26 protein-coding genes are annotated in these 21,252 nt (G+C 72.7%); 14 read left to right on the top strand and 12 right to left on the bottom strand.

Annotation, left to right across the window (positions count from 1 at the left end):
* Positions 1-949, bottom strand: a 949-nt coding sequence (locus AB0J80_RS33050; protein WP_364712978.1) for a DMT family transporter, incomplete at its 3' end; no start/stop codon positions are given.
* Between AB0J80_RS33050 and AB0J80_RS33045 the strand changes: the two genes are divergently transcribed.
* The gene (locus AB0J80_RS33045) at positions 948-2,393 is read left to right on the top strand and encodes a PLP-dependent aminotransferase family protein (protein ID WP_364712976.1); all 1,446 of its coding nucleotides are present in this window, start codon (positions 948-950) and stop codon (positions 2,391-2,393) included. The genes AB0J80_RS33050 and AB0J80_RS33045 overlap by 2 nt on opposite strands.
* Positions 2,394-3,830: 1,437 nt before the next feature.
* On the opposite strand, the gene AB0J80_RS33040 is transcribed toward AB0J80_RS33045, so the two are convergent.
* Positions 3,831-4,034: a hypothetical protein gene (locus AB0J80_RS33040; protein ID WP_364712974.1), complete on the bottom strand. Its 204-nt coding sequence runs from the start codon at positions 4,032-4,034 to the stop codon at positions 3,831-3,833.
* Between the two features lie 120 nt (positions 4,035-4,154).
* On the opposite strand from AB0J80_RS33040, the gene AB0J80_RS33035 reads away from it, so the two are divergent.
* From AB0J80_RS33035 to AB0J80_RS33015, 5 genes are read left to right on the top strand one after another with little or no spacing between them, the layout of a single operon-like run.
* Positions 4,155-4,541, top strand: coding sequence for a hypothetical protein (locus AB0J80_RS33035; protein WP_364712972.1), 387 nt, complete (start codon positions 4,155-4,157; stop codon positions 4,539-4,541).
* A complete protein-coding gene (locus AB0J80_RS33030; RefSeq protein WP_364712969.1) occupies positions 4,541-5,539 on the top strand; it encodes an RNA polymerase subunit sigma-70 in 999 nt (332 codons plus the stop codon). Before AB0J80_RS33035 ends, AB0J80_RS33030 begins: the two co-directional genes overlap by 1 nt.
* Before the next feature lie 5 nt (positions 5,540-5,544).
* A complete protein-coding gene (locus AB0J80_RS33025; protein WP_364712966.1) occupies positions 5,545-5,790 on the top strand; it encodes a hypothetical protein in 246 nt (81 codons plus the stop codon).
* Positions 5,787-6,185, top strand: coding sequence for a DUF6069 family protein (locus tag AB0J80_RS33020; RefSeq protein WP_364712964.1), 399 nt, complete (start codon positions 5,787-5,789; stop codon positions 6,183-6,185). The genes AB0J80_RS33025 and AB0J80_RS33020 overlap by 4 nt, the downstream gene beginning before the upstream one ends.
* On the top strand, positions 6,182-6,571 hold the full coding sequence (locus AB0J80_RS33015; protein WP_364712961.1) for a nuclear transport factor 2 family protein: 390 nt from the start codon (positions 6,182-6,184) through the stop codon (positions 6,569-6,571). Before AB0J80_RS33020 ends, AB0J80_RS33015 begins: the two co-directional genes overlap by 4 nt.
* Here the strand turns inward: AB0J80_RS33015 and AB0J80_RS33010 are convergent, their stop codons facing one another.
* From AB0J80_RS33010 to AB0J80_RS33000, 3 genes are all read right to left on the bottom strand, one after another.
* Positions 6,572-7,159, bottom strand: a complete 588-nt coding sequence (locus AB0J80_RS33010) for a hypothetical protein (RefSeq protein WP_364712958.1) — start codon at positions 7,157-7,159, stop codon at positions 6,572-6,574.
* Positions 7,160-7,263: 104 nt separating this feature from the next.
* Positions 7,264-8,748 carry a gluconokinase gene (locus AB0J80_RS33005; protein ID WP_364712956.1) on the bottom strand — a complete coding sequence of 495 codons (1,485 nt, stop codon included), beginning with the start codon at positions 8,746-8,748 and terminating at the stop codon, positions 7,264-7,266.
* 41 nt (positions 8,749-8,789) lie between these two features.
* Positions 8,790-9,053 (bottom strand): sigma-70 region 4 domain-containing protein, encoded by a 264-nt coding sequence (locus AB0J80_RS33000; RefSeq protein WP_364712953.1) that lies wholly within the window; start codon positions 9,051-9,053, stop codon positions 8,790-8,792.
* Between the two features lie 171 nt (positions 9,054-9,224).
* On the opposite strand from AB0J80_RS33000, the gene AB0J80_RS32995 reads away from it, so the two are divergent.
* Positions 9,225-9,605: a hypothetical protein gene (locus tag AB0J80_RS32995; RefSeq protein ID WP_364712950.1), complete on the top strand. Its 381-nt coding sequence runs from the start codon at positions 9,225-9,227 to the stop codon at positions 9,603-9,605.
* Here the strand turns inward: AB0J80_RS32995 and AB0J80_RS32990 are convergent.
* Together AB0J80_RS32990 and AB0J80_RS32985 are read right to left on the bottom strand one after the other, a co-directional pair.
* A complete protein-coding gene (locus AB0J80_RS32990) occupies positions 9,566-9,970 on the bottom strand; it encodes a hypothetical protein (protein WP_364712947.1) in 405 nt (134 codons plus the stop codon). The genes AB0J80_RS32995 and AB0J80_RS32990 overlap by 40 nt on opposite strands.
* A gap of 8 nt (positions 9,971-9,978) precedes the next feature.
* Positions 9,979-10,737 carry an alpha/beta hydrolase gene (locus AB0J80_RS32985; RefSeq protein WP_364712944.1) on the bottom strand — a complete coding sequence of 253 codons (759 nt, stop codon included), beginning with the start codon at positions 10,735-10,737 and terminating at the stop codon, positions 9,979-9,981.
* A gap of 106 nt (positions 10,738-10,843) precedes the next feature.
* Between AB0J80_RS32985 and AB0J80_RS32980 the strand changes: the two genes are divergently transcribed.
* The 6 genes from AB0J80_RS32980 to AB0J80_RS32955 all read left to right on the top strand — a co-directional run bounded on the left by AB0J80_RS32980 (position 10,844) and on the right by AB0J80_RS32955 (position 16,645).
* Positions 10,844-11,899 (top strand): sensor domain-containing diguanylate cyclase, encoded by a 1,056-nt coding sequence (locus tag AB0J80_RS32980; RefSeq protein ID WP_364712942.1) that lies wholly within the window; start codon positions 10,844-10,846, stop codon positions 11,897-11,899.
* 39 nt (positions 11,900-11,938) lie between these two features.
* Entirely contained in the window at positions 11,939-13,093 is a 1,155-nt protein-coding gene (locus AB0J80_RS32975) for a hypothetical protein (RefSeq protein WP_364712941.1), read from the top strand.
* Positions 13,094-13,241: 148 nt separating this feature from the next.
* Positions 13,242-13,760 carry a sigma-70 family RNA polymerase sigma factor gene (locus AB0J80_RS32970; protein ID WP_364712939.1) on the top strand — a complete coding sequence of 173 codons (519 nt, stop codon included), beginning with the start codon at positions 13,242-13,244 and terminating at the stop codon, positions 13,758-13,760.
* Positions 13,744-14,832, top strand: coding sequence for a hypothetical protein (locus tag AB0J80_RS32965; RefSeq protein WP_364712936.1), 1,089 nt, complete (start codon positions 13,744-13,746; stop codon positions 14,830-14,832). Before AB0J80_RS32970 ends, AB0J80_RS32965 begins: the two co-directional genes overlap by 17 nt.
* The gene (locus AB0J80_RS32960; protein WP_364712933.1) at positions 14,829-15,800 is read left to right on the top strand and encodes an ABC transporter ATP-binding protein; all 972 of its coding nucleotides are present in this window, start codon (positions 14,829-14,831) and stop codon (positions 15,798-15,800) included. The genes AB0J80_RS32965 and AB0J80_RS32960 overlap by 4 nt, the downstream gene beginning before the upstream one ends.
* Positions 15,797-16,645, top strand: coding sequence for an ABC transporter permease subunit (locus AB0J80_RS32955; RefSeq protein WP_364712931.1), 849 nt, complete (start codon positions 15,797-15,799; stop codon positions 16,643-16,645). Before AB0J80_RS32960 ends, AB0J80_RS32955 begins: the two co-directional genes overlap by 4 nt.
* A gap of 1 nt (position 16,646) precedes the next feature.
* On the opposite strand, the gene AB0J80_RS32950 is transcribed toward AB0J80_RS32955, so the two are convergent.
* A complete protein-coding gene (locus tag AB0J80_RS32950) occupies positions 16,647-17,246 on the bottom strand; it encodes a DUF4360 domain-containing protein (protein ID WP_364712929.1) in 600 nt (199 codons plus the stop codon).
* A 31-nt stretch (positions 17,247-17,277) separates the two neighbouring features.
* Between AB0J80_RS32950 and AB0J80_RS32945 the strand changes: the two genes are divergently transcribed.
* The gene (locus AB0J80_RS32945; protein WP_364712927.1) at positions 17,278-17,910 is read left to right on the top strand and encodes a TetR/AcrR family transcriptional regulator; all 633 of its coding nucleotides are present in this window, start codon (positions 17,278-17,280) and stop codon (positions 17,908-17,910) included.
* Between the two features lie 10 nt (positions 17,911-17,920).
* On the opposite strand, the gene AB0J80_RS32940 is transcribed toward AB0J80_RS32945, so the two are convergent.
* The 4 genes from AB0J80_RS32940 to AB0J80_RS32925 all read right to left on the bottom strand — a co-directional run bounded on the left by AB0J80_RS32940 (position 17,921) and on the right by AB0J80_RS32925 (position 21,237).
* Positions 17,921-18,667, bottom strand: a complete 747-nt coding sequence (locus tag AB0J80_RS32940; protein ID WP_364712924.1) for a glucose 1-dehydrogenase — start codon at positions 18,665-18,667, stop codon at positions 17,921-17,923.
* 85 nt (positions 18,668-18,752) lie between these two features.
* The gene (locus tag AB0J80_RS32935; protein WP_364712922.1) at positions 18,753-19,220 is read right to left on the bottom strand and encodes a YcxB family protein; all 468 of its coding nucleotides are present in this window, start codon (positions 19,218-19,220) and stop codon (positions 18,753-18,755) included.
* On the bottom strand, positions 19,217-19,714 hold the full coding sequence (locus AB0J80_RS32930; protein ID WP_364712920.1) for a YcxB family protein: 498 nt from the start codon (positions 19,712-19,714) through the stop codon (positions 19,217-19,219). Before AB0J80_RS32930 ends, AB0J80_RS32935 begins: the two co-directional genes overlap by 4 nt.
* A gap of 26 nt (positions 19,715-19,740) precedes the next feature.
* A complete protein-coding gene (locus tag AB0J80_RS32925) occupies positions 19,741-21,237 on the bottom strand; it encodes a sulfatase (RefSeq protein ID WP_364712919.1) in 1,497 nt (498 codons plus the stop codon).
* Positions 21,238-21,252 lie beyond the last annotated feature (15 nt).

The raw sequence follows: 21,252 nt of genomic DNA, 5'->3' as shown, positions 1-21,252 counted from the left end.
TACACGACGCAGCTGTTCGAGAAGATCCCGACGCTGCTCGGCTGATCCCCGAAGCACCGGAGGCCGCCCCTTGCGAGGGGCGGCCTTTTTCGTGCTCTTTCCGCAGGCCCAGCGCGAGTCCGGCCGCCACGGTCGCGACTCCCGCCCAGACCAGCATCCGGGGCGCCGGCCCGCCCAGCGCCATGCCGGTCACCGCTGCGGAAACGGGAGCGATGCCGGTGAGCAGCCCGGCGGTGCCGGCACCCAGGCGCGTCACGCTGCCGTACCAGAGGACGAACGCCACCGCCGTGACCATGACCGCCAGATAACCGGCCGCGGCCAGGTCGATGGCCCGCAGCGTGCCGGCGGCGCCCGGCCCCTCGTGCAGGACTCCCAGCACGGCGAGCATGACGGCGGCCGGCCACGTGCTGTGCACGGACACGCCCACCGGGCCGTGCCGTCCGAGCACCGGAACGGCGAGCAGGGTGAACGCCGCCTCGCAGGCGAAGGCGACCGCGGCCCAGGCGACCCCGATCCCATCGGTACGCCCGAGCCCCTGCACCATCACAGCCCCCAGGGTCACCACCACTGCGGCGGTCAGCACGGCACGGCTGGGCCCGCGCCCCTCCAGCAGCGGCCCGGCCAGCGCCAGCAGGGTCGGCACGGACGCCACCGCCACACCCAGGACGGCGGGCTCGGCGTGCCGGGCACCCTCCACCAGCGCCACGTTGAACAGCACGAGCCCGCTGGCGGCGATGCCGGCGAGCCACCACCACTCCACGCCGCGCGGGCGGACCAGGGCGATCCGCCGGAGCCGGGCGAACCCCAGGAGCAACAGGCAGGCGACGGCGTACCGCAGGGCCTGCGTGGTGAACAGCGGAGCGCCGGCAAGCAGGGCGGAGACCGCGACACTGCCACCGACGAAGGCCATGGCGGTGGAACCGGTGACGAGCGCGACGAGACGGGTCATGACCACCATGCTGCGGAGCGCTATGGTCCACTGGAAGGACCAATTCTTCGCCAGGCGGGAGGACCAAATCGACTTCCTCGGCGCGCCGCCGGCCAAGGGCCGCACAGCGTGGCTCGCAGACCAGCTCCGCGCCGCCGTCGTGTCCCGGCACCTGCCCGCCGGCACCCGCATGCCCGCCACCCGGGTCCTCGCCGCGGAGCTCGGCATGTCCCGCGGCGTGGTCGTGGAGGCGTACCAGAGACTCATCGACGAAGGCCTGCTCACCGGCCGCACCGGCGCGGGCACCCGGGTCACCGCCCGGCCGCCCGCACCCCGCGCCGGCCCGGCCCGCCACGGGCCCGCCGGCCTGCGCCTCCCGCAACAGCCGTCGCCCGACATCGAGCTCGACCTCTCACCCGGCGTCCCGGACCTCTCGGCCTTCCCCCGCGCCGCCTGGTTGCGCGCGGAGAGAACGGTCCTGACCGAAGCGACCAGCGCCGACCTCGGGTACGGCGACCCGCGCGGCAACCCCCGCCTCCGGACCGAGCTCGCCACCTGGCTCGCCCGCACCCGCGGCGTCCGGGCGGCCGCCGACGACATCATCGTCGTCAGCGGAGTGGCCCAGGCACTGGCCCTGCTCTGCCAGACCACCCGAGCACGCGGCATCGACGCCTGGGGCGTGGAGGACCCCGGCTCCCGCGGTTCCCGCGACGAACTGCGCCACTGGGGTGTGCGTGCTGTGCCCGTACCCGTGGACGGTCAAGGTCTGAACGTGGCGCACCTGAACGGGACGGGCGTGGAAGCGGTCCTGCTGACCCCGGCGCACCAGTTCCCGACCGGAGTGGTCCTGAGCCCCCGCCGGCGCGTCGCCCTGCTCGACCGGCCCGGCCTCATCATCGAGGACGACTACGACGCCGAACACCGCTACGACCAGGCGCCGGTCGCCGCGCTGCAGGCCTCGGCCCCGGAACGCATCGCCTACTGCGGCAGCGTCTCGAAGTCTCTCGCCCCCGGCATGCGGCTGGGCTGGCTCATCCCGCCCCGCCACCTGCACGCCGATCTGGTCACCGCGAAGCACGCCAGCGACCTCGGCAACCCCGCCCTGCCCCAGCTCATCCTGGCCCACCTCCTCGCCACCGGCGACCACGACCGCCACCTGCGCACGGTCCGCCGCCGCCAGCGCCGCCACCGGGACGCGCTGGTCGCGGCGCTGCGCGACCACGCCCCGGCGGCTCGCGTGGAAGGCGTCGCGGCCGGCCTGCACGTCCTGATCACGCTGCCGGGCGACACCGACGACACTGTCCTGGCCGACCGCATCGCGGCGGCGGGGGTACGGGTCCAGCCGCTGTCGTGGCACCGGCAGGCACCAGGGCCGCCCGGCCTGGTGATCGGGTACGCGGCCCACCCACCCGACCGCCTCCAGGAAGCAGCCCGCCGCATCGGGTCGGTCCTGCGGGACGCCTGACGCCGGCTTGGATGGCCGCATATTTCGGCGACCTGTCACTATCGCCATTCGTGAATACACAATGAGTGGGCCGATCAACAGTTTACGGAGATAGCCTCGTTGGCCTCTTGAGGGTGAAAGGCGGCTACCTTGCTGGTTCGGTGCGGCAACGGTCGAGGATGTATTTGCGCCACAGTATGTGGGCGCAGAGAAACGGTGTGCAGGCTTCGACCGCGCCCGTTCGTGACGATCAGAGGTACGCCGAGGTTCGCGGCCGCTCGGCTCTCCGGACGCAGGGAATGCCCGGCAGGATTCGCGGCCGTGGCTCCTGGTGGGAAGCGGCGGGCCGTCCGCGCGCGTCTGCTGCGTGGTCACCGCCGCGGACCGGTGAACATCCGCGCTGTTGCTCTGCACCCTGCCGTTCTGGGTGCCTCGCCCCAGCCCGTCGTCCTGTGCTGGGCTGTGCGGATGCTTGGGTCGATCAGGTGTGCCAGCCGCATCCGTCAGCCTGGACGGCGCCCCGGGCTGGAGGTCACCGAGGCGGGGATCGCCAGGGCGGGGACCACCGGGCCGGGGATCACCAGGGCAAAGGGCATCGGGGCGGGGGTCGGGGCTGGGATGCGGGGCCGAGGACTGACCCGCGCCCTCGCGCCCCCGGCGCAAGCGCCGAGAATGACGTTGCACCAAGCCCCACGACCGGTGCCGCTCATGCTCGCGCCGGAACTCCTCAGCCGCCGGCGAATAATTGCGACGCATCGCCCGGTCTCGCACATTCTTCGTGGGGAACAATGCGAGCTGCGTCATTCTCCTATTGTCCCAGCTGCCTGTTGGACCCATCCAGGATGACCGCGGATATTTCATATCCAGAAACGATCCACGCCGGACTGGACGACGAGCCTTTCCGGCGTGACGAAAACAGCGACGAGACCACGAGATCGGGCGCTTTCAGGAGACTGCACGTTCGTCAACGTCGTCGGGTGAGCATCCCGGCGGTGGCAGGTTCCACGCCGTCATCTTCGCGAACAAGGACGGCCACGCGTCCTCGCTGACTGATGAGCTCTTCTGAGCGGCTCCGGCAACGCGGTCCGGACCTGACCGCGGCCCAAGCGCGCGCTCACGAGGACCTGCTGTCATTTGATGGCTCACCGAGCTTTGTCATGGAACGTGATCGACGGGCCTGGTGGATGCGGCGCGGCCCGCCCGCCGCAAGTCGATCTCTGGGAGGAGTGGAAAGCGCAAACGTCGAACGCTGCGCCGTGCTGTCAAAGGAGCTGTTCCGGCGGTTGGTCGAAGCCCCTGCAGCCGCTCGCCGTTGGCATCGAGGGGGTCATCTGCGGCTTGATGCTGCGAACGTACTCGCGGCAGTCGCGGCACCGTTCTTCACCTCTGGCTGCTCCGTGGCCGGACCGTCGTGTGTGAGTCGAAGGCCACGACGACGACTGGCCACGGATCGGCCTGTCAGCTGACAGGCCCCGCCTTCGGCAGCCTCATTTCCTGGACGAGGGCGCCGGACCAACCGGTGACCATCAACAGGTGGAAGGCGACGTCCCACCAGTCCCGGTCCGCACTCGACAAGTCGGCGATCAACAAACCACCACCGACCGCGAGGAGGATGGCATACACCCCCAGCAGCCCCGGGTTTTGTGATCGAGACGTCGCCACGTGTCACTCCCTCCTGTCCGCCAAGACGCGCACACTGTATTTCGCCGCCACCACGGCACCGCGTGCTCAGAAGTGCAGCTGGTTCCGGTCGGGGGTCAGGCGAAGCTTCATCGTTCCGCGGTGATGGGTTCGCCACCCCGCGTCGAGCGCCTGCCGGACGATCTTCGCGACCAGGGCCGGGGCTACCGGCCTCAGCTCGAACACCTCGGCCGCCCCGCCGGCGGTTGCGGTGATGATCTCGCCGAAGTTCAGCCACGGGTCGTCGAAGGCCGCCAGGACCTCCAGCGCACCGCCGGGCTCGGGCCCCTCGCCCCAGACCTTGACCCTGACGTGGCCGGCATCGACCTAGCCGACGGTCCATCGGTAGGCGATGTCGTCGACGACGATCCTTCTGATACAAGCCCGTGCCACGACGGAAAGGTACGCGCCCGCCGCAAAGTGATGAGTTGTCGCGCCCGTGCCCGTCATACCTACGACGCGATACGACGAGGCGGAGGGATGATCTGATGAGTGCGGACACGCGGCTGGAGGAGCTGGGCGTGAGCGGTCTGGGCGAGGTCGACGAGCCGGCGTTCTCCGGGCTGGCGGAGCGGCACCGGCGGGAGCTGCACGTGCACTGCTACCGGATGCTCGGTTCGTTCGAGGATGCCGAGGACACCGTGCAGGAGACCTTCCTGCGGGCCTGGCGGCGGCGAGGGACCTTCCAGGGGCGGTCGACGTTCCGGGCCTGGCTGTACCGGATCGCCACCAATGCCTGCCTGGACCTGCTCGCCAAGCGGCGCCCCGAGCCCGCGACCGGCGGTGAGGTGCTGTGGCTGCAGCCGTATCCCGACCGGCTGCTCGACGAGCTGCCCGCGGGTGACGCGGACGAGCCGGAGAGCGTCGCGGTCGCGCGGGAGACGATCGAGCTGGCGTATCTGGTGGCGGTGCAGCACCTTGCGCCGCGGCCGCGGGCCGTGCTGATCCTGCGGGATGTGCTCGGCTGGCCGGCGAAGGAGGTCGCGGAGCTGCTCGGGGACTCGGTCAACTCCGTGAACAGCGCGCTGCAGCGGGCCCGCGCCGGCATGCGGGAGCACCTGCCTGCGGAGCGGCAGGACTGGACCGGCGGCGACGAGGACGCCGGGACGCGCGAGCTGGTGCGCCGCTACACCGACGCCAGCGTGGCCACGGACGTCGGCGCGATCGCCGCTCTGCTGCGGGACGACGTCCGGTTCTCCATGCCGCCCACGCCGGGTCTGTACGTCGGCCGCGACACGGTGCTGAAGGGCTGGGTCGAGGGTGGCTTCGAGGGCATGGGGCCCCTGCGCGCCGTCCGGACCTCCGTGAACCGGCAGCCCGCCGTCGCCTTCTACCTCTGGCGGGAGCCGGAGGGCGCGTACCTGCCGCTGACCATCGACGTCCTGCGCGTGGCCGGCGGGGCGATCACCGAGATCGTCACGTTCCACGACGACCAGTTCCCGCGGCTCGGGCTGCCGGAGCGTCTGCAGGCGGACGGCACGGAGTAGTTCCGGTGTGGACGCTCACGCTGCGCGGCGGCGGGCGGGTCGCGGTGCTTCCGGCGCAGTGGTACGACGCGTTCGCCGTCGTCGTCCGAGGGCGCGTGCAGCTGGAGCTGCGCGACGGCGGGCCCGGCCCCGTCCTCGGACGCCACGCCGGCTTCTGGCTCCGCGGCACCGGCGTGCGGGCCCTGCGCAACCCGGGCCGCCGCACGGCCCAGGTGCGCATCATCACCCGAGACATGGAGAAAACGACATGAAACGATTCGGCCCCGGTTTCCTTGCCGCGCTCCTCGCCATGGTGGCCACCACCCTGGTCGCCGCGCTCACCCGGGCCGGCGGCGTCGACTTCGAGATTCCCGACGGCGGCGAGACGATCCCGCTTGCCGGGTTCGCCGTGGTGACCGCCTTCTTCTCGGTCGTCGGCATCGGCATCGCCGCCGCCCTGCTTCGCTGGAGCGCCCGCCCCGCCGAACGGTTCGTGGCGACGGCAGTGACGCTGACCGTGTTGTCGATGATCCCGCCCGTCCTGTCCGGGGCGGCCACCAGCACCATCGCCGCCCTGATCGGGCTGCAGCTGGTCGCCGCGGCGGTGATGATCCCGGTCCTGGCGCGGAGCCTGCGCCCTCGAGTCACCGGTACGCTGGTGCCGTGATCGACTTTCGCACCGCAGTGGAGGCCCGCGATCCCGACGCCATTGCGGCGACCCTGGCCGACGACGTGGTGTTCCACAGTCCGGTGGCGTTCAAGCCCTATCCGGGCAAGCCCATCACCGCGGCGATCCTGCGCGGCGTGCTGCGGGTGTTCGAGGACTTCCGGTACGTCCGTGAGCTGAGTGGCGACGGCGGCCGCGACCACGCGCTGGTGTTCGAGGCGCGGATCGGTGATGTCGCCGTCGAGGGCTGCGACTTTCTGCACCTGGACGAGGACGGCCTTATCGACGAGTTCACGGTCATGGTCCGTCCGTTGTCCGCCGCGCAGGCGCTGGCCGCGGCGATGGCCGCCCAGTTCGAGCAGATCCAGCGCGAGGCCACGCCCTAGTCAGCGGGCCGAGCAGAACTCCCGCAGGGCCGCCTCGTCGGCCGGGCCCATCCACTCGTACGTTCCTCGCAGCTGGTCGGCGCGCTGGTCGACCGTCGTGACCGTCGTCGCCATGTCGCCCCACGGCATGCTGATGTGCAGCAGCGTCCGCACGATGCCGGGCGGCAGGTGGACACCGTCGGCGGGCGCGGCGCGCAGCAGGAGACCGCTGGTGGACACGTCCTCGACCTGACCGGACACCGCTACCAGCCGGCGGCCCGGTTCGGAGTCGAGCTGGGCGGTTCCCGTCGCGGCGTACGTGCCGGGGCGCCGCGCGGCACCGCGTCGCTGGACCACGTCGGTGGGTGGTTCGCCGGCGAGGGTGACGACGCCGTCGCGCAGTTCCGCCTCGACCCAGGTGACGCCGGCGCTGCTGACGAGCTCGAGGATGCCGAAGCGACGGCTGCCCGGGCCGTCCGGGCCGAGCACCGGGATGGGCGGCAGCTCGGCCACGAAAGCCGCGCTCACCTCGGCCATCGCGATCAGCGCGAGCGGCTGCTCGCCCGGGCACCGCAGCAGCAGCGTGCTGCCGGCCGGGACCGTGACCATCGGATCTCCTGCTCGTCGGGGGCGGCTTCCCCGAACGGTCTCACGGCCGGCCCGCGGCCGGTGGTCCCGCTGCGGACCGTCACGCTTCCGGCGTACGGGCGGAATCAGGAGCCGCGCACGAGCAGGTCGTACACCTTGGCGAACTGCGCGCGCCGTTCCGCGTAGTGCTCGACGTGCGCCGGCCGGGGCTCGTACGTCGCCCCCGTGGTCCGGGGTGCGCGCTCGACGTCCGGGGCCAGCACGTCGAGGGCGAGCAGTGCCGTGCCGCGCTGCGTGGCGCGCCGCCGGGTCACGTGCGTGACGGGTCGGCCGAGCACGTCCGCGAGAACCTGCAGCCATTCCGGCTGGTCGTTGCTGACCCGGCCGGCCGCCGCGACCTCCAGGATCCCGGGGGCCGCCGGGTGCAGCTCGTCGGCGACCCGCGCGTACGTCATGGCGACGCCCTCGACGATCCCGCGGAACAGGGCGTCGGCGTCCGTGGCCGCCGACACCCCGCCGAACACGGCTCGTGCTCCGCCGACCCAGCCGGGCGCGCGTTCACCGGTGAGGTACGGCAGCACGAGCGGCGTGGCGGCACTCGGCGGCGCGGTCAGGGCGGCGGCGAGCGCCGGGCTGAGGCGTAACGTGCTCTGCGCCCAGCTGACGGCGCGGCCGACGTCGTTGATGGCGCCGCCGAGCAGCGTGCGTCCGTCGCCGACCCGGTAGTTCCACAGCCCGAACGGCAGGGGATCCGCGGGGCCGTCGAGGAGCACCCGCAGCGCACCGCTGGTGGCTGTCGCCGCGGTGAGCACCGTGGCGTCGGTCGCCCCGGATCCGATGTTGCTGGCGAAGCCGTCGGTGATGACGGGGAACCAGGTGGCCCGGGCGAGGGCGCGCCAGCGTACGGGGGCCGCCGGTGCTGCCGGCTGTGTCATGTCGCGCGGCGGGGAGAGCTGCTCCGGGCCGATGCCCGCGGCGGCGAGCAGCTCGGCGTCGAGCTCGCCGGTGTGACGGTCGAGCAGGCCGGTCCACGCCACCGTGGACGTCCCGGCGAGCGGGTGCCCGACGAGCTGGGCCAGGATGTACTCACCCAAGGACCACCAGGCCGCCGCCTCGGCGACCACACGGGGCTGCGCGCCCGCGAGCCAGCGCAGGCGCGGGGCGTGGTAGCTCGTGTGCAGGCGGGTGCCGGTGCGCTGCTGCACCACGTGCTCGTCCAGCTCCTGGCGGAGAGCCGTGACCGCTTCGGCGCTGCGGGAGTCGGCGTAGGTCAGGCACGGGGTGAGCGCTCGGCCGGCCGCGTCGACCGCGATCAGGGAGGCGGCGAAGGTGTCCATGGCGACGCCCGTGACGCGGGTCCCCAGCCGGGGATCGCCGGTGAGCGCGTCGAGAACCTGCTCGACCTCCGCGGTCACCTGAACCGGGTCGATGACGGAGGTGCCGTCGGGCGCCACCGTGAAGGCGTGCGGCACCTTGTGCTGCAGGCCGCGTACCCGTCGGCCGGACGCGTCGTGCACGCCGCCGCGGGTGGCGGTGGACCCGATGTCCAGCGCGAGGACCAGCGGGTCCAGCGCCGCATGGAGAGCGACGTCGTCGTCGGTCCGGGGCATCGCATTCCCTCGTCGTCGGTGGCGCGGGTCTCGGCCTGACCCTAACCGACCCTGGCCCTGAACGCCCGGCGTGGCCCGTCCGCGGCGACCATGCGGGACATCTCGTGCATCGCCTGGTAGAGCAGCGCGTTGACCGCGGCCGGGGTGAGGCCGAGCACTCGCGCCGCGTCCCGCGTCGTCCGGCCGCAGAAGTACGTCGCGACGAGGACTTCTCTCTGCTCGGCCGGGAGGCTTCGCAGCAGGAGCTCTGGCGGAGACTGCTGGGTCCTTCCGACCGTGGCGGGATCGGCATGTCTGGTCAGCATCCTCAGCACTCTGGTCGTCCGGGAGCCCGGCCTCCAGTGCGCGCCCGCGACGTAGTTGTCCGGTGACGCACGGCGGCATCATCGCGGACTCAAGCGAAAAAGTGCACCGCCGGTAGTCCATGAGACCCGGTTGAACCCACGTGATTGTCGTTTGTCCCTACGGTGTGAGCCATGGACTCAACGAGGCCGCGCCGCATCGGCTGGACGGTGGCGGTCGTCGCGCTGGTTCTGCTCGCTCTCGTGTCGGCGGCCCGATCGATCTCGCCGAAGGTGGCGCTCGGCACCAAGGTGACGCTCGCGCAGTGCCAAGCGGTCAAAGGTGGCACCGACTACTGCTTCCGGCACGTGGAACGCGCCGACTGGCTGCTTCTCGCTCCCGTCGACGACTACCAGGTGTACGTGAAGGGCCGCGATGGCCACCATTCCGTCGGCAATCCGTGGATGGACGACGCGCAGCAGAGAGTGATCCTCGAAGAGGGCGGCCTGACCCTGACGGACGGCCAGGTCGCCGTTCACTTCACCCCGGAGATGCTCCAGGGCATCGGCGAATAGCGGATACGGCTTCCGTACGTGCGGTCCTCGAGCTCCACGAAGGCCAGACCCGGCACCTCCGGCGCGAGCTGACCGTACACGTGGCGGGCGACCAGCTCGAACGTCGGCCGGAACGGGAACCGTGTCGTCCAGGGGCCGTCGGCGAGCAGCTGCGCCCATGCCGCCAGCCGGGCGGACAACGCGTCGGTGTCGAAGAACCAGCCGCGTTCGGTGAGGTCGTCGTCGTCGAAGGCGACGCCCGCCCGCAGCACCACCTCGACATCCGCGCCCGGCGCGAGCCGATCCTGGCCGGCGGCCGCCCGGACCGGTGACGGGAGACCCTGGCGGGCCCGGAACGTGACGCACGCGTCTACCTCGAAGGGCATGGTCTCGCTCATTCTCCCGGGGCTGACAGGAAGTCGGTCAGCAGTGTGTTGACCACGTCCGGGCGTTCGAGGCTGGGCAGGTGGCCCGCCCAGTCGAGTTCCACGTGTCGGGCGGCCGGGACGGTGCCCGCCAGGTAGGTCGCGATGGTGCGGAAGTCGCTCATGTCGTGGGCACCCGAGACGACGAGGCTCGTGGCGGTGATGCGGGCCGGGTCGGTGTCGACGCGGATCGGCGGCTGCTCCTCGGTCGCGGCGAGCTGGACCTCGAAGGCGTGGCGTTGCATCTGCCGGACCTTGGCCCGGGTCGCGTCGTCGGCGTACGGGCCCAGCCACGTCGTGACGTTCAGGTCGGTGGCGCGGTCGATGTCGCCCGCCTCGAGCAGGGCGTCCTCGCGCTCGCCGAAGCTGCGCAGCTCGTCGCTCGGTTCGTGGCCGGCGAGCGCGGTGCAGAGCAGGGCGAGGGCGCGTACCCGGTGAGGCCAGCGGGCGGCGAGCTCGAGGGCGACCCGGCCGCCGCCGGAGGAGCCGACGAGGGCCACCTTCTCCACGGCGAGCAGGTCCAGCAGGTCGAGGACGTCGCGGGCGTTGTCGTACGGGCGGTCCGGTGCCGGCGTCTCACCATAGCCGCGCAGGTCGCAGCGGACGACGAGGTGGCCTGCGTCGCTGAGGGCGGGCACCTGGGGGTCCCACATGCGGCGGTCGCAGACGGTGGAGTGCACGAGGACGACGGGGTATCCGTCGCCGGCCACGTCGTGAGCGATTGTCATGTCTCGATCCTGCTACGCCGGCGGCCGCGGCGGTGAGGGGGTCCACGACTCGTGAGTGGATGGTCTACCGTCGGTTGATCAGGACGCGGTCGAGGGAGGTCGCCGAATGGCGGGTTCGGACACTCAGCTGCAGGCGCTGCGGGCCCTGCACGCCGTGACCAAGCGCGTGCACGGCAGCCTCGACCTGACCCGGACCCTCGACGCCGTGGCGTGCGGTGTCGTGGAGGTCGCCGGGTTCGGGCTGGCCTGCGTCAACCTGGCCGAGCCCAACGGTGACTACACCGCCGTGGCCGTGGCGGGCAGCGACGACCTGCGCCGGGAGCTGCTCGGTTACCGGGGGTCGGCGGCGACCTGGGCGGATCTGTTCCGCCGGTCCGAGCGCTGGGGCAACCTGTACTTCGTCGACCACCGCACCGGGGTCCCGGAGGATCTCTACACCTGGGTCCCGGACATTCCGGAGACCGACGACCCGCAGATGTGGCATCCGATGGACTGCCTCTTCGCGCCGCTCATGGCGCCGTCGGGGGAGTGGGTGGGGGTGCTCAGCGTCGACCTGCCGGAGGGCCTGCGCAAGCCCGGCGGCGAGCAGCTCGAGATCCTCGGGCTGTTCGCCGAGCACGCCGCGATCGCGATCCAGCACGCCCGGCTGCACTCGGAGCTGGAGCGCAGCCGTGCCGAGGCGCACTACGCCGCCACCCACGACTGCCTGACCGGCCTGGCCAACCGCACCCTGCTGAAGACCCGGTCGGACGGGATCCGGCGGCAGCCCGGCCGGCAGGTCGGCGTCCTGGTCGTGGACCTGGACGACTTCAAGAAGGTCAACGACGCCGCCGGGCACGAGGCGGGCGACGAGGTGCTGCGGGTGATCGCCGAGCGGCTGCGGCACCACCTTCCCGGGTACGAGGTCATCGCGCGTACCGGTGGCGACGAGTTCGTGGCGGTGCTCACCGGGACCGGCCTGGACGCCACGATCGACGACACCGCGGAGCGGCTGCGCGCGGCTCTCGCCGAGCCGATCCACGGCGCGACCGGCCTGCACCGGATCGGGGCGAGCGTGGGCTGGGCGGTCGGGGAGACCGGCGACGACATCGAGGCGCTGGCCGCCCGCGCCGACCGCGCCATGTACCGCAGGAAGCGCCGGGCGGGCGCGCCGGTGCCCTGACCGCGCAACCTTCCGCCCCGCCGGCGAGTTGATCAACATGTGCGCCTGATTCCCGCGATCCTCGCCCTGACCTGCACGCTCGCCGTGCCCGCCGTCGCCGTGCCCGCCGTCGCCCTCGCCGTGACCACGCCGGTCGTCCGGGCCGCTCCCGCCGCGGCGCCGGCCTTCAACTCGACCGTCTGGTCGCTGGCCTTCCGCGGCGACGTCGTCTACGCCGGCGGCTCGTTCACGGAGGTGACGTTCCGGGGCCGGACGTACCAGCGCAAGCGGCTGGCCGCGTTCAGTGCCCGTACCGGAGCGGTCCTGCCCTGGAATCCCACCGCGACCGGGACCGTACGCTCGCTGGCCGTCACCGTGACCGGCCGCCCGGCGGTGTACGCGGCGGGCGACTTCGACGAGATCGGCGGCGCGCGCCGCGACGCGCTCGCCCGTCTGGACGCGGTCACCGGCCGCGTCGCCCCCTTCTCGCACCGCGTCTCCGGATCAGTGGCCACCCTCGCCGTCGGCAACGGGAGGATCTACGTGGGTGGCGCGTTCACCGCCGTCGACGGCGTGGCCCGGCGCAACATTGCCGCCTTCTCGCACGGCACCGGCGCGCTCGACCGGGGGTTCCGCGCGTCCACCGACGGTGCCGTCCGGGCGCTCGCTGTCACCCGTACCCGTGTCTATGCCGGCGGCGACTTCCACCGGGCCGGCGGCGTGCCGCAGGCCCGGCTGGTCGCGCTGACCTCCGCGAGCGGGGTGCCGGTCCGGGCGTTCCGGCCCAAGGCGCCCGCCCCCGTCCTGGACGTGGCCGTCTCGCCGACCGGCATCTCGGCGGCTTCCGGCGGCCCGGGTGGCCGGGCGGTCGGATACACCACGTCCGGCGCCGTCCGCTGGACCCACCTCTTCGACGGCGACGTGCACAACCTGGCGGTGCTGCGGGGCGTCACGTACGTGGGCGGCCACTTCGACCGCGCGTGCCGCTCGACCAGCACGATCGCGCAGCTCGGCTGCCCGGCCGGGTACGCGTCGCGGGTCAAGCTCGCGGCCCTGGACGGCAACGGGCGGCTGACCGGCTGGAACCCGCGCGCCAACGGCAGGGTGGGGGTGCACGTGCTCACGGCGGACCCGGCCCGCGCCCGGATCGGTTCCGGCGGCGCGTTCACGACGATCGGGGGCCGGACCCGCAGCCGGTTCGCCCTCTTCGCGTAGAACCTGGGTGTCACATTCCCGGCGGCGGCGGTGCTCTGAGGGTATGGAGGAAGATGTCGAGCCCGCGGGCCGTTGCGGGTCCCCACCGGTAGCGGTGCTGCCCGCGGACGATCCTGCCGGGCGGGCCGAACGGAAGGACGGCGGTGCCGTGACGACGCTCCCGGGGCCAGGAGGCGTCCGCTCCGACCTGGAGACGGTCTTCCGCTCGGCCTATCCCCGGGTCGTCGGGGTCGCCGCCCGGGTGCTCGGGTCCCGCGACGAGGCCGAGGACGTGGCCCAGGAGGTCTTCCTGTCCTTCGGGCGTTCCTCCGTGCCGGCCGGGGAGGCGATCGGCTGGCTGTCCGTCGCCGCGGCGCACACCGCGCTGAACCATCTGCGGTCCGGCCGGCGGCGGGCCGCCCGCGAGGAGTACGCCCGCGAGCACGACACCGTCGCCGCGGACGTGGCCGACGCGGTCGTGACGCTCGAGGAGCGCCGACGCGTGCGGGCGGCGCTGGCGCGGCTGCCCCGCAGGCAGGCCGTCGCTCTCGTGCTGCGGCACAGCGGCCTGAGCTACGCCGAGGTGGCAGCCGCCCTCGACCTGTCCGCCGGCAGCGTGGGCACGATCGTGCGCCGCGCCGAGTCCGCTCTACGCAAGGAGTTGAACCGTCATGCGTCATCCGACTGACGGCACGCTGCGCCGGCTCGTGGACGAACCGGCCGGCGTCGCGCAGGCCGACCGCGAGCACGTGGCGGACTGCCGGGTGTGCCTGACCGCTCTGGCGGCTGCCCGCGACGACGCGGTGCTGACCGGCGCGGCGCTGGGCGGCGATCCGGCCACGGACGTGGAGGCGGGCTGGGCCCGGCTGGCGCGCGAGATGACCGCCGAGGGCAGCGCGAAGGTGCGTACCCCGGCCCCGGCGCGGCGCTGGCACACGGCCTTGCGGAGCCCGGTCGTCGCCGTCGTGGGGGTCGTCGCGCTCCTCGCCGGGGCCGGCGCCGCGGCCGCCGCCGACTGGCTGCCGATCTTCCGCGCCGAGCGGATCGCCCCAGTCATCGCCCCCGAGGCCGACCTCGTCAAGCTGCCGGACCTGTCCGACTTCGGGGACCTCCAGGTGACGGAGAAGGTCAGCGTACGGGCGGTCGCCGGGGTGGCCGCCGCGGAGCAGGCTTCCGGCCTGACCCTGCCCCGGATCACCGAACTGCCCGGGGGAGTGACGGGCGAACCCGAGTACCGGGTCGCAGGCCGGGCCAACGCGGTGTTCACGTACTCGGCGGAGAAGGCCGCGCAGTCCGCCGCCGCGGCCGGCAAGACGCTGCCGCCGCCCCCGCCCGGCCTCGACGGCAGCCGGTTCCGGTTGACCGCCGGGCCGGGAGTCGCCGCCGTCTGGCAGCAGGGCCGCCCGGTGCCGGCCATGGTCGTCGGCCGGGTGATCGCGCCCAAGGCGTTCTCCTCGGGCGTGCCGTTCGAGACGGCGCGGGACTACCTGCTGTCCCTGCCGATCCTGCCCGAGAACGTCGCGTCGCAGCTGCGCGCGTTCTCCGCCGACGGGTCGACCCTGCCGCTGTTCACGTCGGCCGAGGAGATGACGACCTCCGCCGCCGACGTCAACGGCACCTCGGCGACCGTGCTCGCCGCCCGGAACGGGCTGATGGCCGCCGTGGTCTGGGTCGACGACGGCGTCATCACCGCGGTCGCCGGCTCGCTGAGCCCCGACGAGGTGCTGACGGTCGCTCGCGGGTTGCGGTGGGACCGGTGAGCGCGCCCGACCTCGCGGCGGCCCGGCAGCTGCTCGCCGACCTGCCGCCGGCCCCGGCGGTGTGGTGCTCGGGCCTGCGCAAGCGGTACCGGCGGCGGACGGCGGTCGACGGCGTCTCGTTCACGGTCGGCCGCGGGGAGGTGGTGGGCCTGCTCGGACCGAACGGGGCCGGCAAGACCAGCGTCATCAAGATACTGCTGGGCCTGGTGCGGCCGGACGCCGGCGAGGTGCTCCTGCTCGGCCGTCCCGCCGGGGACCCGCGGGCCCGGGCGCGCGCCGGCTACCTACCCGAGCTGTTCCGCTATCAGCCGTGGCTCACCGCCGCTGAGGTGCTGGCGTTGCACGTACGGCTGTCCGGCGCGGCTGTGCCCGTACCGGAGCAGCGCGAATGCCTGGCAAGCGTGGGCCTCGCCGACCGCGCCGGGGACCGCGTGGGTGGCTTCTCCAAGGGCATGCAGCAGCGCCTCGGCCTGGCGGTGGCGCTGGTGGCCCGCCCGGAGCTGGTCGTGCTCGACGAGCCGACGAGCGCGCTGGACCCGCTCGGCCGCGCCGACGTCCGGGACCTGCTGCTGGCACTGCGGGAGCGGGGGGTCGCCGTGCTGCTCAACTCACACCTGATCGGTGAGGTGGAGCGGGTCTGCGACCGCGTGATCATCCTCGACAAGGGCCGGGTGGCCGCCTCAGGCACGCTCGCCGAGCTGCTCGGCAGCCGGGAGCTGAGACTGCGGCTCGACGACGTGGACGCGCGGGCGCAGGCGCGGCTGGCCGCCACGGGACGGCTGACCCGCAGCGGGACCGCGTACACGGTGGCGCTGCCGGCCGACCCGGATCCCGCCACCGTGCCGGACCTCGTGGCCGACCTGGTCGGCCTGGGCGTCCGCGTCCACGCGGTCGAGCCCACCCGGATCAGCCTGGAGGAACGGCTCCTCGACATCCTGCGTACCGGTTCCGAGGAGGAGCACCGATGACCGCCCGTACCGTGCTGACCATCGCCGCCCTCACCCTGCAGGAGGCGGCCCGCCGCCGGGTGCTGCGCTCGCTCGCGGTCCTGACGGTCGTGCTGCTCGTGCTCAGCGCCTGGGGTTTCGCCCGGCTCGACGCGGAGTTCGGCGGCTTCACCTCCGGCGAGGCGCGGATGGCCGGCTCGACCGTGCTCAACCTGGTGATGTTCGGGCTGAGCCTGATCGCGGCGCTCGGCACGGCGTTCCTCGCCGGTCCCACCGTGGCGGGCGAGATCGAGTCCGGGATCGCGCTGGCCGTCCTCGCCCGCCCGGTCCGCCGCCCGGCCGTCCTGATCGGCAAGTGGCTGGGCCTGGTCGTCTTCGGCAGCGGGTTCGTGGTGGTGGCCGGGCTCGCGCAGTTCGGCATCGTCCGGGCCACCATCGGCTACTGGCCGCCGCGCCCGCTGACCGGCCTGGTCCTCCTCGCCGCCCAGACGGTCGTGCTGCTCACGCTGGGACTGCTGCTGTCCACCGCGATCTCGCCGATGGCGTCGGGCATCGTCGCGGTCGGCCTCTTCGGCGCTACCTGGATCGCGGGGGTGGTGGGCTCGGTCGGGGAGGCGCTGGGCAACGCCGGCGTGGCCCGGGTCGGGACGGTGTCGCGGATGCTGCTGCCGACCGACGGGCTGTGGCACGGCGCGATGAACTCGTTCCAGGACCCGGCGTTGCTGCTGCAGGTCGGTTCCGGCATCGAGGAGTCGCCGTTCCTGAGCATGGCGCCGCTCACCGCCGCGTACCTGGTCTGGACCGCGGTGTGGATCGCGCTGGTGCTCGGCCTGACGGCCGTCGCGTTCGGCCGGCGCGACCTGTGAGTCAGCAGGTGCGATAGGTGAGATGGTACGTACTCAGCACCGCACTGTCGGTCGCGTCCATGGTGATGTAGCTGGTGGGCGCGTCGGCCCGGTCGGCCACGGCGCGCAGCTCGGTGTCGATGTCCACCTTGCTGTCCTTGCCGCACGGGCTGTAGACGGGGCCGCTGCCCACGGCGTCGGTCACCAGCCAGTCGTCGTCGAGCCCGCTGCCGAACGGATGCACGCTGTACGACGGCGCGCCCGAGCCCTGGAAGTGGTAGCGCCCGGACAGCGTCGCGGAGCCGCCCGGTTCGAGGTGGGCGAAGCCGCGGTAGTCGACCGAGGAGACGGCGTACGAGACGCCGGCCGGGACGGTGAGCCGCACGGTGATGCTGCACGTGCGGCGCTCGTCCTTGTTCTTGCTGCCGACGCCGGCCTGGGCGAGGTAGTCGCTGTAGATGACGGTGAACGCCGTCTTGTCGAGCGAGATCCCGACCGCCACCGTGTCGGAGCGGCAGCCGGTGCCGTTGACCTTCACCTTGTCGATGGTGACGCGGTCGGCGGGCGGACCGGCCACCGGCCCGGACGCGAGCAACGCAGTGACGATCATCAATCTCAGCATGGGGTCACCCTAGCGGGATATTGTCGGTGTCGTGACCACGACGGAGAGCGCCGGGACGACGGCCGGCCCCCGGCTCACCGCGGCCGGCAAGCGGACCCGGGACCGGATCGTCGGCGCGGCGGCCGGCCTCATGTTCCGCAAGGGTGTCGCCGGCACCACCATCCCCGAGGTGCAGCAGGCGGCCAAGGTCAGCGCCTCGCAGGTCTACCACTACTTCGCGGACAAGAACGACCTGGTCCGCGCCGTGATCGAGCACCAGATCGAGAACACGCTCGAGGTGCAGCGACCGCTGCTCGACCATCTCGACAGCTTCGGGGCACTCCGGGCCTGGGCCGCCGCCGCGGTCGCCGCCCAGGAGTCGCGTTCCTGCGCGGGCGGGTGCGAGATCGGGTCGCTGGCCAGCGAGCTGGCGGAGACCGACGAGACGATGCGGGCCGACCTGGTGGCGGCCTTCGAACGCTGGGAGCGCCCGATCCGCGACGGGCTGCGCCGGATGCGCGACAACGGCATCCTCCGGCCCGAGGCTGACGTCGAGGAGCTGGCCGCGGCCATGCTCGCCGCCATCCAGGGCGGCCTGCTCCTGGCCCAGGTGCGGCGCACCCCGGCGCCTTTCAAGGCCGCCACCGACGCGGCGATCGGCTACATCGAGACCTTCGCCGCCTGACCGGCGTCCGCTACCTGGTCGAGGCGCCGCCGTCGACGGCGAGGTATGCGCCGTACACGTAGGACGCCTCGTCGGACGCCAGGAACGCGACCGCCTCGGCCACCTCCCGGGGCCGACCGATCCGGCCGGCCGGCGTCAGCGCGACGAACGCCGACTTGTCGTCGCCGAGGGCGTTCTGCGAGCCTTCGGTCTCGACGATGCCGGGCCCGACGGCGTTGACCCGCACGTTGCTGGGGGCGTACTCCGCGGTCCACACCTGGGTGAGGTTGTTCAGGGCCGCCTTGCTGGAGGTGTACGCGGTCGCGCCGGGCACGCCCTTGAGCGAGATCACCGAGCTCACGTTGACCACACTTCCACCGCCGTTGCCGACCATCTGCGGCACGAGCTGCGCGAAGAGCATCAGCGGGGCCCTGACGTTCACGGCGTAGACGCGGTCGAACACCTCCTCGGTGGTGCCGGCGGTCGGGTGGAACGGGAAGATGCCCGCGTTGTTGACCAGAACGTCGATGCGCCCCGTGACCCCCAGGGCGTCGCGGCCCAGCCGGGCGGCGTCACCGGCCGCGGCCAGGTCGGCCGGGACGAAGTCGGCTTTGCCTCCCGCGGCGCGGATCTGCTGCACCGCCGCCTCTCCCCGGGCGCTGTCGCGACCGGACACGATGACGTGCGCGCCGCGCTGGGCGAGGAGGTCGCCGATCGCGCGGCCGATGCCGCTGGTGGAGCCGGTGACCAGCGCGGTCTTGCCGTGCAACGAAGCCATGACAGCCCTTCCGTCAAGTTGGAATGTGCATTCCACCCTGCGATCAAAGCATTGGAATGTCAATTCCAAAAGACATGCATCACCTTCACTTGGAATGAAGATTCCATAAGGCTAGGATCGCCCGCAGCCCGGCATCCTGAGCGTCGGTGAGCGGCTCCCGCGGGACGTCGAGGGGCCGCCCCCGCTCCGGGTGCAGCAGATAGTGGCCAGGGAGGACGTCGACCCGGACGACGGCGGGCCACCGCCACGTCGTGACCGAATGCGTCCGGGAGACCTGGACCTCCTCGTCGGTGATCACCCAGTGGCGCTCGGCCTCTTCCTCCGGACCGGGCCGGTCCAGCCGGCCTGCCGCGGAGTACGAGCGCCAGAGAGCGATGACCAGGAGGGCGCAGGCGCCGCCGATGACCACAGCCGGTACACCCACCGCCCACGTGGCCGCGGCCGCGGCGGTCACGGCAGCCGTGAGGCCGGCCAGCGACCGCCGGGACGGAGTTGCCGGCCCGCCGGCCCACGGCGCCGCGGACGAGCTGACCTCGATCCGCGTCGCCGTCACCGGCCCGCCCGCCGGCCGAGGATGCCCCGGACGACCAGGAACCGGCCCAGCTCCGCGTCCTGGTCGGCGGAGAGGGGGCGCCGAGGGATGTCCACGATCACGTTCCCGTCCTGCACCAACAGGTAGCAGTGGGGCAGAGCGACGCCTGTGCGGAACGCCGACCAGGCGTACCGGGCCCGCGTCAGGTGGGTGCTGGAGGCGACGCCGCCCTCCGTCACCAACCAGCGGCGCGGGCTCAGCCACGAGGCCGGCACCGTCACGAAGGCGCGGATGCGGCGCGACCTGAGGACCAGCAGGCCGATGCCGCCGAGCACCCCGACGCACCCGAGCAGGACGGCCGCGGGTCTGCCGGGCAGGAACGCGACGAGGGCGGCGCCGGCGGTCACGGCGTACCAGCCGCCGATGAGCAGCGGACGCGTCCTCAGCCGGGCGCCGGGGGTGAGGTTGGGGCGGAAGTAGTCCCGGTCCCGGCTGAAGGTGAACTCGATCAGCATCGGGCGATCGTAGGGTGCCCCGACGGTCAGCCGCGGACCTGGTCGGCGATGCGGCACGAAGCCCCGCGGCAGGTGGTCAGCCGCTTCAACGCCTCGTGCAGGGCCTTGCGCCGGGCCCTCGGCAACCGGTCGGCGATATTGCGCAGCTGGTGCGGGTCCGTACGCCGGTTGTAGAACTCCCGCGACCCGTCGACGTACTCGACATAGGTGTAGGTCTCGGTGCGCAGAGCCGCGTACGTCGGAGGGTTGCCGCTGCCGGGCCGGGGACGGTCGGGGTCGTCGGGGTCGAAGTCGGGCCCGTGGTGCTCGATCAGCGCGGCCGTGCGCCACCCCGAAGGCCGCGGGCCGGCGAACAGTGGCGTGAGGCTGCGGCCGTCGACGTCGGCGGGGACCGTCACCCCGGCCAGCTCGCCGAACGTGGGTCGCAAGTCGACGTTCTGCACCGGCGCGGAGACCGTTCGCCCCGCCCCGACACCCGGCCCGGCCACCACCAGCGGCACGCGGACATCGGTGTCGAAGGCCGTCTGCTTCCCGGGGTTGAGGCGGTACTCGCCCGTGTGGAAACCGTTGTCGGAGCTGAACACGACGACGGTGTTGCGCTCCACGCCGGCGCGGGCGAGGGTCGCCTGCAACGACGCCAGCATCCGGTCCACGGACTGCACCGCCTGCGCCCGCTTCCGGAACACGACATCGATCTGGGCCCGCTCCTGCGCGGTCAGCGGCCGCCGGTCCACCAGCCACTTCGGCGCGTCCGAGGGCAGCGCGTCGAAAGCCGGCCCGCGCGGGGCGGTCAGGCCGGGGAAGGCGCCGGCATCGCGCGGGGCCGGCGTGTACGGCGAATGCGGCGCGAACGTCGCCAGCTCCACCAGGAAGGGCGTACGGGAGGCAGCGGACTCCTCGATGAACGCGGACGCCTTGGCGCTGATCACGTCGGTCAGGTAGTCGTCGGGGGTGTGGCCGTAGTGGCGGACCACGCGGTTCTCGTTCAGCGAGTAGCCGAACTGCTTGTACGCGTTCCCGCCCACGTACCACCCGGTCCAGCCCGGCGGCACGTACGGCGGCCCGGTGCCGATGGTGTTCGCCGGCTGATACCGGTTGAGATACTTGCCGAACAGCGCGGTGCGATACCCGGTCCGCTGCAGGTCCGTGGCGAACGTGTCCTTCTCGTGTCCCCGCCGGTGGAACATCACGAACCCGCCGTCCACGCCCCCGTTGGTGAAGACGCCGGTGCGGTGCGGAACCTTGCCGGTCAACAGCGACGCCCGCGACGGGCAGCACAGCGAGTCGGTGACGGTGTAGTTCGTGAACGTGGTGCCCCGGCGCTGCAGCGCCCGCACGTGCGGCATGTACCGGACGAGGTTCATCGACAGGTCGTCGGTCAGCACGAACACGATGTTCGGCCGGGCATCCCCGCCGGCCGCCGGCGAGGACGCGACGGGGGACTCCGGTACGCCTTCCGGCGTGCACGCGGCGAGAAGCAGTGCGGCGGCCAGAGAAGCGGCCAGGCGAAAACGAGAAGCCATGTACCGGACATTACG

It is taken from the genome of Actinoplanes sp. NPDC049548, from assembly GCF_040676695.1.
Classification (GTDB): domain Bacteria; phylum Actinomycetota; class Actinomycetes; order Mycobacteriales; family Micromonosporaceae; genus Actinoplanes.
Note: the sequence above shows the minus strand (reverse complement) of the source record. Positions and strands in the feature narration are given on the sequence as shown.

What these genes read in the sequence shown, in the direction of transcription:
- AB0J80_RS33045 (WP_364712976.1), top strand. Translation starts at nt 948, where the DNA reads ATGACCACCATGCTGCGGAGCGCTATGGTCCACTGGAAGGACCAATTC.
- AB0J80_RS33030 (WP_364712969.1), top strand. Translation starts at nt 4,541, where the DNA reads ATGAGTGCGGACACGCGGCTGGAGGAGCTGGGCGTGAGCGGTCTGGGC.
- AB0J80_RS33020 (WP_364712964.1), top strand. Translation starts at nt 5,787, where the DNA reads ATGAAACGATTCGGCCCCGGTTTCCTTGCCGCGCTCCTCGCCATGGTG.
- AB0J80_RS33010 (WP_364712958.1), bottom strand. Translation starts at nt 7,159, where the DNA reads ATGGTCACGGTCCCGGCCGGCAGCACGCTGCTGCTGCGGTGCCCGGGC.
- AB0J80_RS33005 (WP_364712956.1), bottom strand. Translation starts at nt 8,748, where the DNA reads ATGCCCCGGACCGACGACGACGTCGCTCTCCATGCGGCGCTGGACCCG.
- AB0J80_RS33000 (WP_364712953.1), bottom strand. Translation starts at nt 9,053, where the DNA reads ATGCTGACCAGACATGCCGATCCCGCCACGGTCGGAAGGACCCAGCAG.
- AB0J80_RS32995 (WP_364712950.1), top strand. Translation starts at nt 9,225, where the DNA reads ATGGACTCAACGAGGCCGCGCCGCATCGGCTGGACGGTGGCGGTCGTC.
- AB0J80_RS32990 (WP_364712947.1), bottom strand. Translation starts at nt 9,970, where the DNA reads ATGCCCTTCGAGGTAGACGCGTGCGTCACGTTCCGGGCCCGCCAGGGT.
- AB0J80_RS32985 (WP_364712944.1), bottom strand. Translation starts at nt 10,737, where the DNA reads ATGACAATCGCTCACGACGTGGCCGGCGACGGATACCCCGTCGTCCTC.
- AB0J80_RS32980 (WP_364712942.1), top strand. Translation starts at nt 10,844, where the DNA reads ATGGCGGGTTCGGACACTCAGCTGCAGGCGCTGCGGGCCCTGCACGCC.
- AB0J80_RS32965 (WP_364712936.1), top strand. Translation starts at nt 13,744, where the DNA reads ATGCGTCATCCGACTGACGGCACGCTGCGCCGGCTCGTGGACGAACCG.
- AB0J80_RS32955 (WP_364712931.1), top strand. Translation starts at nt 15,797, where the DNA reads ATGACCGCCCGTACCGTGCTGACCATCGCCGCCCTCACCCTGCAGGAG.
- AB0J80_RS32950 (WP_364712929.1), bottom strand. Translation starts at nt 17,246, where the DNA reads ATGCTGAGATTGATGATCGTCACTGCGTTGCTCGCGTCCGGGCCGGTG.
- AB0J80_RS32940 (WP_364712924.1), bottom strand. Translation starts at nt 18,667, where the DNA reads ATGGCTTCGTTGCACGGCAAGACCGCGCTGGTCACCGGCTCCACCAGC.
- AB0J80_RS32930 (WP_364712920.1), bottom strand. Translation starts at nt 19,714, where the DNA reads ATGCTGATCGAGTTCACCTTCAGCCGGGACCGGGACTACTTCCGCCCC.
- AB0J80_RS32925 (WP_364712919.1), bottom strand. Translation starts at nt 21,237, where the DNA reads ATGGCTTCTCGTTTTCGCCTGGCCGCTTCTCTGGCCGCCGCACTGCTT.